Origin of the sequence: Kutzneria sp. NPDC052558 (assembly GCF_044547355.1) — a bacterium.
GTDB lineage: Bacteria > Actinomycetota > Actinomycetes > Mycobacteriales > Pseudonocardiaceae > Kutzneria.
On sequence record NZ_JBIUAG010000009.1, the window covers coordinates 160,087 to 172,290 of the forward strand.

14 protein-coding genes are annotated in these 12,204 nt (G+C 71.7%); 7 read left to right on the forward strand and 7 right to left on the reverse strand.

What is annotated here, in order from left to right; translation table 11 throughout:
• Positions 1-8 precede the first annotated feature (8 nt).
• The 3 genes from ACIG5F_RS18625 to ACIG5F_RS18635 all read left to right on the forward strand — a co-directional run bounded on the left by ACIG5F_RS18625 (position 9) and on the right by ACIG5F_RS18635 (position 2,882).
• A complete protein-coding gene (locus ACIG5F_RS18625) occupies positions 9-554 on the forward strand; it encodes a hypothetical protein (RefSeq protein WP_396518959.1) in 546 nt (181 codons plus the stop codon).
• The gene (locus ACIG5F_RS18630) at positions 551-1,642 is read left to right on the forward strand and encodes an MAB_1171c family putative transporter (protein WP_396518960.1); all 1,092 of its coding nucleotides are present in this window, start codon (positions 551-553) and stop codon (positions 1,640-1,642) included. Before ACIG5F_RS18625 ends, ACIG5F_RS18630 begins: the two co-directional genes overlap by 4 nt.
• Before the next feature lie 73 nt (positions 1,643-1,715).
• The gene (locus tag ACIG5F_RS18635) at positions 1,716-2,882 is read left to right on the forward strand and encodes an FAD-dependent monooxygenase (protein ID WP_396518961.1); all 1,167 of its coding nucleotides are present in this window, start codon (positions 1,716-1,718) and stop codon (positions 2,880-2,882) included.
• Here ACIG5F_RS18635 and ACIG5F_RS18640 read toward each other — a convergent pair.
• Positions 2,872-3,702 carry an oxygenase MpaB family protein gene (locus ACIG5F_RS18640; protein WP_396518962.1) on the reverse strand — a complete coding sequence of 277 codons (831 nt, stop codon included), beginning with the start codon at positions 3,700-3,702 and terminating at the stop codon, positions 2,872-2,874. The genes ACIG5F_RS18635 and ACIG5F_RS18640 overlap by 11 nt on opposite strands.
• A 307-nt stretch (positions 3,703-4,009) precedes the next feature.
• Between ACIG5F_RS18640 and ACIG5F_RS18645 the strand changes: the two genes are divergently transcribed.
• Positions 4,010-4,825, forward strand: coding sequence for an SAM-dependent methyltransferase (locus ACIG5F_RS18645; protein ID WP_396518963.1), 816 nt, complete (start codon positions 4,010-4,012; stop codon positions 4,823-4,825).
• Here ACIG5F_RS18645 and ACIG5F_RS18650 read toward each other — a convergent pair.
• Positions 4,815-5,648 carry an alpha/beta fold hydrolase gene (locus ACIG5F_RS18650; protein WP_396518964.1) on the reverse strand — a complete coding sequence of 278 codons (834 nt, stop codon included), beginning with the start codon at positions 5,646-5,648 and terminating at the stop codon, positions 4,815-4,817. The genes ACIG5F_RS18645 and ACIG5F_RS18650 overlap by 11 nt on opposite strands.
• Here ACIG5F_RS18650 and ACIG5F_RS18655 point away from each other — a divergent pair, their 5' ends adjacent.
• Positions 5,649-7,508, forward strand: coding sequence for a BTAD domain-containing putative transcriptional regulator (locus tag ACIG5F_RS18655; protein ID WP_396518965.1), 1,860 nt, complete (start codon positions 5,649-5,651; stop codon positions 7,506-7,508). It begins immediately after the preceding gene.
• A 153-nt stretch (positions 7,509-7,661) separates the two neighbouring features.
• Here the strand turns inward: ACIG5F_RS18655 and ACIG5F_RS18660 are convergent, their stop codons facing one another.
• On the reverse strand, positions 7,662-7,784 hold the full coding sequence (locus tag ACIG5F_RS18660) for a hypothetical protein (protein ID WP_396518966.1): 123 nt from the start codon (positions 7,782-7,784) through the stop codon (positions 7,662-7,664).
• A gap of 71 nt (positions 7,785-7,855) precedes the next feature.
• Here ACIG5F_RS18660 and ACIG5F_RS18665 point away from each other — a divergent pair, with 71 nt between their 5' ends.
• Together ACIG5F_RS18665 and ACIG5F_RS18670 are read left to right on the forward strand one after the other, a co-directional pair.
• Entirely contained in the window at positions 7,856-7,987 is a 132-nt protein-coding gene (locus tag ACIG5F_RS18665) for a hypothetical protein (protein WP_396518967.1), read from the forward strand.
• Between the two features lie 35 nt (positions 7,988-8,022).
• A complete protein-coding gene (locus ACIG5F_RS18670; RefSeq protein WP_396518968.1) occupies positions 8,023-10,722 on the forward strand; it encodes a PKD domain-containing protein in 2,700 nt (899 codons plus the stop codon).
• Here the strand turns inward: ACIG5F_RS18670 and ACIG5F_RS18675 are convergent.
• The 4 genes from ACIG5F_RS18675 to ACIG5F_RS18690 form a co-directional block, all read right to left on the reverse strand.
• Positions 10,714-10,821, reverse strand: coding sequence for a LuxR C-terminal-related transcriptional regulator (locus ACIG5F_RS18675; RefSeq protein WP_396518969.1), 108 nt, complete (start codon positions 10,819-10,821; stop codon positions 10,714-10,716). The two genes, ACIG5F_RS18670 and ACIG5F_RS18675, sit on opposite strands and share 9 nt — an antisense overlap.
• A 72-nt stretch (positions 10,822-10,893) precedes the next feature.
• Positions 10,894-11,232 (reverse strand): hypothetical protein, encoded by a 339-nt coding sequence (locus ACIG5F_RS18680; RefSeq protein WP_396518970.1) that lies wholly within the window; start codon positions 11,230-11,232, stop codon positions 10,894-10,896.
• Positions 11,233-11,447: 215 nt separating this feature from the next.
• Positions 11,448-11,774 (reverse strand): GNAT family N-acetyltransferase, encoded by a 327-nt coding sequence (locus ACIG5F_RS18685; protein WP_396518971.1) that lies wholly within the window; start codon positions 11,772-11,774, stop codon positions 11,448-11,450.
• Between the two features lie 10 nt (positions 11,775-11,784).
• Positions 11,785-12,192: a hypothetical protein gene (locus ACIG5F_RS18690; protein WP_396518972.1), complete on the reverse strand. Its 408-nt coding sequence runs from the start codon at positions 12,190-12,192 to the stop codon at positions 11,785-11,787.
• Between the last annotated feature and the right edge of the window lie 12 nt (positions 12,193-12,204).

Genomic DNA, 12,204 nt, shown 5'->3' on the forward strand with positions numbered 1-12,204 from the left:
GGCCGCCGATGCGCCTGCCCCGTCGCGACCACGGGTCCAGCGAGCGTGAGCTGCGCCGCCGCTGCCGCGGCCTGCTGCGCGAGCTGGACGTGCAGCCGCCGCTGGACGTGCACGAGTTCTGCGCCCGGCTGGCGGTGGTGCGCGGCCGGCCGATCAAGCTGGTGCCCTACCCGCTGTGGGCCGACGGGCCGTTCGGGCTGTGGTTCAAGGGCCGCAACGCCGACTTCATCGTCTACCAGGAGCACACCACCAAGCCCCACCAGCGGCACATCATCCTGCACGAGGTCGGCCACATCCTGGCCGACCACCCGTCCGACGAGGGCGCGGGCGAGCTGTCCGAGCTGCTGGCCGGCCCGGCCGCCGAGCTGCCGGAGCCGCCGGACTCGCTGCGCTGCCGGACCGCGTACGACCAGCGCGAGGAGCGGGAGGCCGAGACGGTGGCGACGATCATCCTGGAGTGGGCGTCGATCCTGGACGCGATGCGCATCCCGCAGAGCTCCGACGCGGCCGAGGGCGTCGACGCCGCGCTGAGCGACCGGCTGGGCTGGCTGTGACCCCGGACGTCTCGTTCCAGGTGTGCGCGGCCGCCGCCCTGGGCGTCTGGAAGGGCGCCCAGCTGGCCCGCACGCCGCGGCGGATCTCGCTGTGGTTCGTGGTGGCCTGCTTCCTGTTGTCGGCGATGGCCTTCGCGGTGCAGCCGCAGGCCGGCGTGGGCATCGAGGCCGGGGTGTCCGGCGCCGGCCCGATCTGGCTGATGTGGCTGGGCAACGCGCTGCTGCTGACCATGCTGTACTCGTTGATCTGCGTGTTCGTCTTCTCCGCCGGGCAGGGGCGGAAGGCCTGGCGGCAGGCGGTCCGGGAGGCCGTGCGGCTGGCGCTGACGCTGGCGGTGCTGGGCATGCTGGCCGCGACCGTGCCGCAGTCGCTCGCCCCGGACGACTACCCGCCGGCCACCTTGGACGCGTTCCGCTTCGTCGCCAACGCCTACACCGTCTACGGCGTGATCACCTGCATCGTCTGGATGTTCCGGCACACCCGGATCACCCAGCGCTGGCTGGCCCTGGGGCTGACGGTGTCCTCGGTCGGGCAGGTGATCATCGCGCTGGGCTCGGCCCTGATCGCGGTGTCGATGGTGATCCAGCTGGCCCGGCCGGACTCGACGATCGCGCTGCAACTGCCGACGCCGGTGGTGGCCGTCGGCAATCTGGTGATCCTGGCCGGTTTCACCGTGCCCGGGGCCCGGGTCCGCTGGGTGGCGGCCAAGGTGTGGTGGCGGCACCTGCGGGACTATCACCGGCTGCGTCCACTGTGGATGATGCTGCACGAGGCGTTCCCGGAGGACGCGCTCAACCGCGCGCCGGCCAGCGCCTGGCGGGACGTGCTGAGCGTGCGGGCGGTCAACCGCCGCTTCTACCGCCGGGTGATCGAGTGCCGGGACGGCCTGGTCCGGGCCAGCGGCCGGCTGGGCGCCGACAGTCCCGGCGATCCGGCGGCGCTCGCGGCGTGGCTGCGGCGCGCGCTGGGCGACCGGTCGGCGCCGGACTCGGCCGAGGCCCGGCCGCTCGCGGTGCCGCCCGACGGGGGCCTGGAGTCCGATGTCCGCGAACTGGTTGCCCTGTCAAGAGAACTGCGGGCGGCATGAGCGAGCTTGCGAGCGAGTCATTCAGCGCGGTGTCGCCGCGAACGCGGACACCGAGCGCCAGCGAGGTGCCGCAGTGAGTCGAATTCTGGTCATCGGCGGCGGTGTCGCCGGCCTGACGACGGCCATCGCCCTGCGCCACGCCGGCCTGCACGCCAGCGTCTACGAGGCGCACCCGGACACCGCCGACGGCCGGGGCGCGTTCCTGACGATCATGGCCAACGGCCGGGACGCGCTGCGCGCCGTCGACGCCGAGCACGTGGTGCTGGAGCAGTCCTTCGCCTCCCGACAGGTGCGCATGCGCAACAACCGCGACCACGGCCTGGGCGTGCTCACCATCCCCACGCCGGATCCCGACCGGGGCCCGCGCACGATGCGCCGCGCCGACCTCTACCGGGCGCTGGCCGACGAGGCGCTGCGTCGCGGCGTGGAGATCGAGCACGGCAAGCGGCTGGCCGGGGTGCGCCACCACGGCGGCGTGACGGCGTTCTTCACCGACGACAGCCGCGTCGGCGGGGACCTGCTGATCGGGGCCGACGGCGTGCGCTCGACGACCCGGTCCCTGATCGACCCGAACGCGCCGCAGCCGACGTACACCGGCTGGAACATCGTGATGGGCGGGGTCCGCGACGAGCAGCCGGCCGAGGACCGGGACAGCTACTTCATGTACTTCGGCCGCCGGGCCACCTGCGGGCACATCACGACCCCGGACGGCGAGACCTGGTGGTTCGCCAACGTGCCGTGCGGCGAGCGGGACCTGGCCGGAGCCACGCCCGCGCAGCTGCGTCAGCGGCTCGGCGAGCTGTTCGCCGGCGACCGGATCGACACCGTGCGGGCGATCCGGGCCACCGCCGACGACCGGATCACCGCCACCGCCTGCTACCAGCTGCCGACCGTGCCGACCTGGTCCCGTGCCGGCATGACGCTGGTGGGCGACGCCCTGCACGTGGCGTCGCCGTCCACCACGCAGGGCGCGTCCATGGCCATCGAGGACGGCGTCACGCTGGCCATGTGCCTGCGCGACATCCCCGACACCACCGCCGCCCTGCACGCCTACGAGCGGCTTCGCCGCGAGCGGGTGGAACGCGTCGTGCGCACGGGTTTCCGCCGGCTCGGGCCGCGCCTGCCCGGGCCGTTGCGGCGACTGCTGCGCGACCGGGCCGTCACCCGGCGCGTCCACCACCCCGAGGCCGACTGGCTGCACCTGCACCACATCGACTGGGGGACGGACGTCAGCGCCTGAGGACGGCGATCGGCAGCAGGTCCTCCTCGGTCAGCGTGGCCAGGTCCAGCCGCGGCAGGTCCACGACCTGGGTGCGGTCGATGCCGAAGACCGCGGCCACCTCCGGGTCGAGCAGGTCGGCGGTGGCCGCCACCAGCTCCTCCATCGGGATGTCCTTCACCCGCAGCGCCCGGTTCTCCTCGAACACCTCGTGCGCCTCCGGCGTCACCGTCAGCTCGTTGGCGATGATGCCGGCGTACTCGGCGGCCAGCGCGGCGTAGGTGGTGGGCAGGGCCGGCGGGGTGCCGAAGACGTAGCCGACCGTGCGCACCGCGTCCGCGCAGTATTCGTCCCTTTCGGACTCACCGAGCGGGCCGAGCTGCTTCTCCTGCGCGGCAAGCAGATGCCACACCAACACGGTGTAGACACGGGTGGTCAGGTCCGGGTCGTTGGCCGTCCACTCGCGACCGTCGGCGTCCACCCCGCGCAGCCGGGAATGCGCTTCCCACGCTCCCTTGCGCTGGGCCTCGACCTGCTCGGTGTCGCCGAAGATGGCCACCAGCATGCCGCGGGTGAGCTGACGGAACTCGTTGAAGTTGGCCCGGCGGGCCATCGCCATCGAAATGGACTGTCGCATGTGGTCGATCAGCACCAGCGTGGTGAACGCCGACCAGCCGCCGAGCACGGCGGGCAGCCAGGGCGCGCAGTAGCGGCGCAGGATCGAGTCGTCGCCGACGAGGCCGGCGTCGATCGGCTGCGAACGCGGCGTGTCGAAGCCGTCACGCAGCGGTCTCAGGGAGGACAGGATGGCAACTGGGGCAGGCGAGTTGACCGGCGACAACGTGGCGTCTCCTTCTCGTGGACATCGCACCGGCGCAGTGCAGCGATCGGGGCGGCCCGCGCGAGACGTGCCGGACAACGGTGTCCGGTGGGCAATCCCCCAGTCGCCTCGACGTTTCGCGCGTCGGCACACAGAAGGTACCGAGGCGGCCGGGCATCGTCGACCGAAAGTGGGCACCGTTGTGCAACGACCACGCACGGTCGGCGGACGGCCGCTCGCAGTGACCGCTTTCGCTGGGCCACACGGAGGTCGCCGCCACGGCCGATCGCCGAGCCGATCGCGGTGATCGAGCGCTAGGGTGGCCGCCATGGAGCGACCCAGCTGGGCCCCGCCGGACGTGGACATCGAGCAGCCCAGCATCAGCCGGATCTGGGACTGGTTCCTGGACGGATCGCACAACTTCGCGGTGGACCGCGAGGTGGCCAAGCAGATGCTGCGGCTGATGCCGGAGGGGCCGCGGATGGCCCAGGCCAGCCGGGCATTCCTGCGGCGGGCGGTGCGGGTGTGCGCGGCCGCCGGGGTGACGCAGTTCCTGGACATCGGCTCGGGCATCCCAACCGTCGGCAACGTGCACGAGATCGCCCGCGCGGCCGACCCGCGGGCCCGGGTGGTCTACGTGGACACCGATCCGGTGGCCGTCAGCCACACCCGGCAGCTGCTGGCCGGCGACCCCACGACCGCGGTGCTGCGGGCCGACCTGCGCGAGCCCGAGGAGATCCTGGACAGCCCCGAGCTCAACGGCACCCTGGACCTGGACCGGCCGGTGGCGCTGATGCTGATCATGATCCTGCACTTCGTCCCCGACAAGGACGATCCGGCCAGGGTGCTGGCCCGGTTCCGGGACGCCCTGCCGGCCGGCAGCATGCTGGCCATCGCCCACGGCAGCCCCGACACTGAGAACATGCCGGACGAGCACCTGCACGGGGCTCGCGAGATGTACGAGAAGTCGGTGGCCCAGGTCCGCCTGCGCACCCAGCCCGAGGTCGAGGCCCTGTTCGACGGCTGGGACCTGGTGGAGCCGGGCGTGGTGTGGATTCCCGACTGGCGCCCCGACCCGAACGACGCCGGCCCCCGGTTCGACATCCCGAACGCCGGCTACGCGGGCGTCGCCGTCAAGCCCTGAGCACGTCGGCGATCAGCCGTGGATCCTCCTCGGCCATGAAGTGCCCGCAGCCCACGGTGCGGTGGTCGAGCTTCGGGGCCCAGGCCCGCCAGCGCTCCTCGCCGCCGAAGCCCCAGTCCTGTTGCAGCACGGTGACGGGCATCTGGAGCTGCCGGCCCCGGTCTCGTTCGTCGTGCTCGACGTCGATCGTGGCCGAGGCGCGGTAGTCGGCCACGATGGACGGCACGGCGTCGCGGCTGGCTTTCAGGTAGTGGGCACGGATCTCGGGCGGGATGGCGGCGGGATCGCGGGCCCACGCGTCCAGGAAGTGGCCGAAGAAGGCGTCCGGGGCGGCGGCGATCAGCTGCTCGGGCAGGCCCGGCGGCTGGGCCATCAGGTACAGGTGGAAGCCGACCGCGGCGGCGGTGCCGTGCAGGACGTCCCACATGTCCACTGTGGGCAGCACGTCCAGGCAGGTCAGGTGGGTGATCTTGTCGGGGTGGTCGAGGCCGGCGCGGAAGGCGACCAGGGCCCCGCGGTCGTGGCCGGCCAGCGCGAACTCCCGGTGGCCGAGCGCGGCGGCCACGGCGACGATGTCGGCGGCCATGGTCCGCTTGTCGTAGCCGTGCGCCGGCTTGTCGCTGGCCCCGTAGCCGCGCAGGTCGGGGCAGATCACCGTGTGGTCGGCGGCCAGGTCCACGGCCACGTGCCGCCAGCTCAGGTGGGTCTGCGGGAACCCGTGCAGCAGCACGATCGGCCGGCCGCGGCCGCCCACCGCCACGTGCAGGGACACGCCGTCGGCGACCGGAATGCGCCGGGATTCGAAGCCGGGGATAGTGGTCATGTGCACGACCCTGCCGGCCGCGAATCAGCATCCGATCAGCAACTCCGGTTCGGCGTGCTCGGACCGGTCGCCGCCTGGGCCGACGGCCGGCCGCTGGCGTTGAAGGGGCCTCGGCACCGGGCCGTGCTGGCCCGGCTGGTCCTGGCCCGCCGCCGGGTCGTGCCGATGGCGCGGCTGGTGGCGGACCTGTGGGAGGAGCCGCCGGCACGGGCGGTGAGCGCCGTGCAGACGTTCGTTGGGGATTTGCGGCGGGTGTTGGAACCGTCGCGTCTGGCCCGGACGCCGTCCCGGCTGTTGGTCACCGACGGGCCCGGATACGCCCTGTTGGCCACGGATGTGGACGCCTGGGAGTTCGAATCCCTTGCCGGGTCAGCGTTTTCGGATGCGTTGGCGTTGTGGCGCGGGCCGGCCTACGCCGAGTTCGCGTCGCAGGCGTGGGCCACGGCCGAGCGGTCCCGGCTGGCCGAGCTGCGGCTTCAGGTCGTCGAACGCCTTGCCGGGCAATGGATCGCCGGCGGCGCGGCGGCCCGGGCCGTGCCCGATCTGGACGCCCACGTGACGGAACATCCGTGGCGGGAGGAGGGCTGGCGGCTGCTGGCGCTGGCCCTGTACCAGACCGGCCGGCAGGCGGACGCGCTGGCGGTGCTGCGGCGGGCCCGGGCGATGCTGGCCGATCAGTTGGGCCTCGACCCCGGGCCTCGGCTGCGGCAGTTGGAGGCCGATGTGCTGGCCCAGGATCCCCGGTTGGATCCGGCCGGGCTGTGGACCCGGGCGGCTGAGGCGTACGAGCGAACGGTCGCCGCCGGTTCCCGGGCCCGGCTGGAGTCGACCGTCGGTCTACTTCGGACACTGGCCGTCACCGGCGGTCTTCATGCCGCGCAGGAACATCGGCTCGCGGCGGTGTCCGCCGCCGAGGAGTTCGGCGATCCGTCGTTGACGGCCCGGGTGATCGGCGCCTACGACGTGCCGGCGATCTGGACCCGGAGCGACGATCCCGTTGCCGCCGCTCGGATCGTCGCCGCCGCCGAGCGCACTTTGGCCGTGGTGAAGGACAATCCCGCCGCCCGCTGCCGTCTGCTGACGACAATCGCGGTGGAGATGCGGGGCGCCCGCTCGCCGCGCGGACCCGAAGCCGCCGGCGAGGCCGAGGAAATCGCCCGGGAACTCGGGGATCCGGCACTGCTGGCGTTCGCGTTGAACGGCCGGTTCCTACAGTCCTGCACCCGAGCCGGCCTCGCCCGGCAACGGGACGCCATCGGCGTCGAGGTGCTCGACCTGGCCACTCGGCACGACCTCCCGACCTTCGCGGTGCTCGGCCACCTCATCCGGGTCCAGGCCCGCGGCGCGCTGGCCGACTTCGACACCGCCGCCGACCACGCCGCGGCCGCTGATCACCTTGCGCAGCAACACGAACTGCCACTTGTCGGCGTGTTCACGGCCTGGTTCCGAGCCATGCGCGCCCGCTCCGCCTCGGCCTACCGGTCAGCCGCCGAGCTACTGCACGGCACCGGAATGCCTGGCGTGGAGCAAGGCCTGCTGCCCCTAGCCCTGTTCTCCCTTGACCAACAGGCCGATCCCGACGCCGACTGGGGCCCGTACCGACCGTGGATCGAGCCGTTCTTCTTGCTGGACAACGGAGATCGTACTGCGGCCCGCGACGCCCTGCACGCCGCGCCCGAGCCGCCGGCCGACCTGATGTACGAACTCCTGTGCTGTCTCCAGATCATCGCCGCCCGCGCGGTCGACGACCGGCCCTTACTGGCCACGCTGCGCGCCCGCGTCGCCCCGGCCGCCACCGAACTTGCCGGGGCCGGCAGCGGTCTTGTCACCCTCGGGCCGGTTGCCGAGCATCTCAGCTGAGCACTACTCTCCCGTCCAGGACTGCATGTGATCAAGGGGAGGGAATCACATGGGCGGACGCTGCGTGCCCAGAAGACGCGCGATCGGGGTAGCCGCGTTAGGCCTGATGGCCCTCGCCCCCGGCATCGCCGCCGCCGACCTGCCCGACACCCTCTACGTCGACGGCGGGTACCAGTCGACCTGCTCGGACAGCAACCCCGGCACCGAGGCGCTGCCGTTCTGCACCGCCCAGAAGGCCGCCGACATCGCCGTTCCCGGCCAGACGGTGAAGATCACCGGCAGCGGAGGCCCGCTGGTGGTCCGCCGCTCGGGCCTCGTCCGACCTGAACTCCACCGCCGGACAGACCGTGCCCAACCTGGCCATCGCCCAGATGCTCAACGCCCTCAACGGGGTGGCGCCGGAGTACTTCTACGTCAGCTCCACCACCGACCTCGTGGTGGACGTGTCCGGCTACTTCGCGGCGACCTACGCCGGCTGACGCTTGTCCACATGTGATCAAGGGGAGGACATCACATGAGTCGCAGACTCACCGCCGTCGTCGCGGCCGTGGTCGGCCTGGGGCTGACCATTCCCGCGACGGCGGCCGCCGCGCCGTCGAACATCCTGTACGTCGACGCCACCGGAGTGTCCTGTTCGGACACTGACGGCGGCTCGGCGGCCCTGCCGTTCTGCACCGCCTGGGCGGCCGCCCGGGTCGTGAATCCCGGCCAGACCATCAGGATCACCGGCCATGCCGGCGAGATGCAGCTGGAGCGTTCCGGCACGCCGGACGCGCCGATCATCGTCGAGGGCGCCGGCGACGACGACGGCCTGGGCGGGCCGACCCTGGGGGACAACACCCCGCTGTTCGTCGTCGGCAGCCACGACGTGGTGCTGCGCAACCTGCACATCCCCGTCAGCAACGGCCGGTGGGCCGTGATCGGCAGCAACACCAGCCGGGTCACCTTCGACCACAACACGTTCGAGGGCGACGCGGCCGGCGGGGGCGGCCTGTTCCTGGTTCACAACGACCAGCTCACCTTCACCAGGAACGCCATCGACGACTACCGCCGCGAGCACATCCTGAGCCACGGCGACAAGAACGGCGTGTTCGCCGGCAACGTGTTCGGCGGCTCGGGCGGCATGGGCTTCAGCCTGGAACTGGGCACCGACATCGCGGTCACCGGCAACACCTTTGTCGGGCAGTGCGGCCAGGCCGTCAACATCACCGGCGCGTCGCCCGGCGTGCACGTGGAGAACAACCTCATCAGCCAGCTCCATGGCAGCACCACGGCCCAGTGCCCGGCCGGTCCGGCCGCGGCGGTGAAGGTCGACGCGGCGGCCGCTCCCGGCGTGACCGCCGACTACAACCTCGTGCACCCCGACGGCGGCATCGACCCGTACGTATGGGCCGACAAGAACTACGCCGACGCGGCGACGTTGACGGCGGCGACCGGACAGGGAGCTCACGACCTGAACTCCGACCCGCAGCTGGGCAACGGCAACACGCTCACCGAGGGTTCGCCGGCGATCGACTCCGCCGACGCCGCCGCGCCCGGCGAGCTCGACACCGACATCAACGGCAGCCACCGGGTCGACGACCCCACCATTGCCAACGGCAGCAACGGTTTCCACGATCGCGGCGCGTACGAGTTCCTGGACAGCGTGACCGCCGACGACGTCACCGTGTCGGCCACCCAGGCCCCGGTCGGCGGCAACGTCACCGTCAGCGGCAATCTCACCAGCGCCTGGAATCTGCCGTTCACGTGTGACATCGACTTCGGCGACGGCCAGTCCACGACCGCTTCGCCTTGCCAGGCGACGCATTCCTACGCCACGCCGGGCACGTACAGCATCAGGACCAAGGCCCACAACAGCGGCGGCATCAGCAAGAACCACACCAACACCGTCAGGGTGGTGCCGGACAACGGGAGTCTGACCCCGAGCATCGCCGCCACCTCGACCGGGGCTCTCACCGTCGAGACCGCTATCGGCACCGGCAACGACCCGTGGAACATCACGTCCACCACCGTCGACTTCGGCGACGGAACCGGTGCGGTGAGCCAGAACAGCCACACCTACGCCAAGCCCGGCACCTACACGATCACCGCCACCGTCACCGACGCCGGTGGCGACAAGGGCACGGCCGCCACCACATTCACCACTGAGGGCACCAACTTCACGCCGTACGGCCCGGTCCGCCTGCTCGACTCCCGCGCCGTCGGCACCCGGATTCCGGCCGGCGGCGGCGTGCGGCTGAAGGTCGGCGGGAACGGCACGATCCCCGCCGACGTCAAGGCCGTCGCGTTGAACCTGACCGTCGCCAACGCCAACGGTTCCGGCCACGTCACCGCGTACGCCGAGGGCACCCCGCAGCCGGACACCTCCAACGTCAACTACGTCGCCGGGCAGACCGTGCCCAACATGACCATCACCCCGGTCGGCGCGAACGGCTACGTCGACCTGCACAACGTCGGCGGCGACATCGACCTGATCGCCGACGTCACCGGCTACTTCACGGTCGGCGGCGCCAACAGCTACAGCCCGGTGACGCCGAGGCGACTGCTCGACACCCGTGCCACCGGAAACCCGCTGCTGGGCGGGCACACCCTGTCGCTGGACGTCGGCGACGTCTCGGCCGTCTCCCTCAACGTCACCGTCACCAACCCGGCGGCGGCCGGCTTCGTCACCGCATTCCCCAGCGGCGGCGCGATTCCGGCCGCGTCCAACCTCAACTTCACCGCCGGGCAGACCGTGGCCAACGCGGTCATCGTGCCGGTCGGGGCGGACGGCAAGATCTCCTTCTACGCCAACGCGAACACCGACCTGATCGTCGACCTGTCCGGTCGGTTCTCCACCCACGGCACCGCCGTCTACGTGCCGGTCACCCCGGTCCGCCAGGTCGACACCCGCACCAGCGGCGGGCCGATTCCCGGTCACAGCACCAAGTCCTACGACCTGACCAAGGGCATCGCGCGCCTGGCCCCGGCGGCGTGCAAGGCGATCGTGCTCAACGCGACCGTCACCAACACCACCGGCGACGGCTATCTGACCGTGTTCTCCGGGAGCACGCCGCCCAACACCTCCAACCTGAACTGGACCGCCGGCCGGACCGTGCCCAACCTGGTGCTGGCCCAGGTGCAGTCGGGGCCGAACGCGGTGGCGCCGGAGAGTTTCTACGCCAGCGCCACCACCGACCTCGTGGTCGACGTCTCCGGTTACTTCTCAGCCTGACCGCTGGCCGGCGAGGCGCGCGATCTCCACGCGGGACTGCGCGCCGAGCTTGGCCAGGATGTGCGAGACGTGCGTCTGAACGGTCCGGCGGGACAACAACCGGGTCGAAACCCCACCACCCCACCCGGTCTCACGTCCGAACGACGAGCACGGCCTTCCCGGACGGTCAGTTCACAGCCGAACGGTCACCGTCACCCGATTCCGTCCGCTGCGCTCGGCTACCGCGTGCCCGGTCCGATCTCCGCCCGGCAGCTCCAGCGTCAGCGGTCCGCCCTCCCCTGTGAAGTTGCGCCACCACCTCTTGGCGTCCGCGAACATCACCAGGATGGTCACCACGTCCCCCTCGCGCCGATACCCCACCGGCGTCCGAAACACCCGTCCCGACCGTCTTCCCGTATAGCTGACCGCCGTGAAATACCGCCCGAGCACCGGCCCCAGGACTCTCGACCGCCGCAGCCCGTCCACCCCTCGATTGACCCGCACGACCACCCGCCTGATCCCGACGCCCATCGAGCTCCTTTCCGCGCCCGGCGACTGCCCACCGCCCCGAGCCTATCGGCACCCGACCGACCCCAACACCCGACGACCACCGGACCCGCACACCGTCCGGTCCCAGCCGGCTTCACCGACGAGCTGGCCGCCCCCGCGCTCCGTGCCAGTCCCCGGCCGGCCCGACAACAAGCCGAACCCGGCCACCCCCCAGTCGCCCGCCGGCGGATCGGCCGTCAGCGCTTGTCGAACTTGGCCAGCAGCCAGTCCATGGTCTCGTCCGTCACCGGGTCCACGGAATCCGCGAAGTCGTCGTGCTTGTCCAGGTAGGCCTTCACCGCCGGGCACACCGGCACGATGCGCATCCCCGACGCCGTCGTGTCGGCCAGCGCCCGCTCGATGAGCACAGTGGACAGCCCCTCGCCCCGGTGCGCCTGGTTGATCTCGGTGTGGTGGAAGATCCGCTGCCCGTCCCGGTCCACGAACGCCGCCGAGCCGGCCAGCCGGCCGTCCACCCGCAGCTCGTACCGGTTGTCCTTGCGCAGCACCTCGGTGTCGGTCACGTCGGCGATCCTAGTAGTAGTCGCCGCCGGTGAACTGCTCCTCCAGCAGCTCCGCCGAGCCCGCCACCAGCTCCAACGGCTCCACGAACTCGTTGGCGTCCAGGTTCCGCAACGGCAGGGAGTGCCGGAACACCAGGTACTCCCCCATGATCACCGCGCCGCCCACCACCGTCGTCGCCCCGATGGACGCCAGCACCCGCGCCACGTCCACCTCCTCGACCCGGGCGAACGGCGTCGCGATCTGCACCCACTCCTGCCCGTCCACCTCCTCCCGGGCCACCACCGCGATCTGTGTCCGCTCGTCGTCGTCCACATCCTCGCCGCTGTAATGGATCCGCACCCTCACCTCGTCCGCCTCCCGCCGCGTCACGTCGTACTCGCGGTCGATGAACCGGACCAGATCCGCCCAGGCAGCCATCCGCGGCTCCTC

Coding starts and splice junctions, on each gene's coding strand:
- ACIG5F_RS18650 (WP_396518964.1), bottom strand. CDS start 5,648: ATGACCACTATCCCCGGCTTCGAATCCCGGCGCATTCCGGTCGCCGAC.
- ACIG5F_RS18670 (WP_396518968.1), top strand. CDS start 8,023: ATGAGTCGCAGACTCACCGCCGTCGTCGCGGCCGTGGTCGGCCTGGGG.
- ACIG5F_RS18690 (WP_396518972.1), bottom strand. CDS start 12,192: ATGGCTGCCTGGGCGGATCTGGTCCGGTTCATCGACCGCGAGTACGAC.
- ACIG5F_RS18680 (WP_396518970.1), bottom strand. CDS start 11,232: ATGGGCGTCGGGATCAGGCGGGTGGTCGTGCGGGTCAATCGAGGGGTG.
- ACIG5F_RS18645 (WP_396518963.1), top strand. CDS start 4,010: ATGGAGCGACCCAGCTGGGCCCCGCCGGACGTGGACATCGAGCAGCCC.
- ACIG5F_RS18625 (WP_396518959.1), top strand. CDS start 9: ATGCGCCTGCCCCGTCGCGACCACGGGTCCAGCGAGCGTGAGCTGCGC.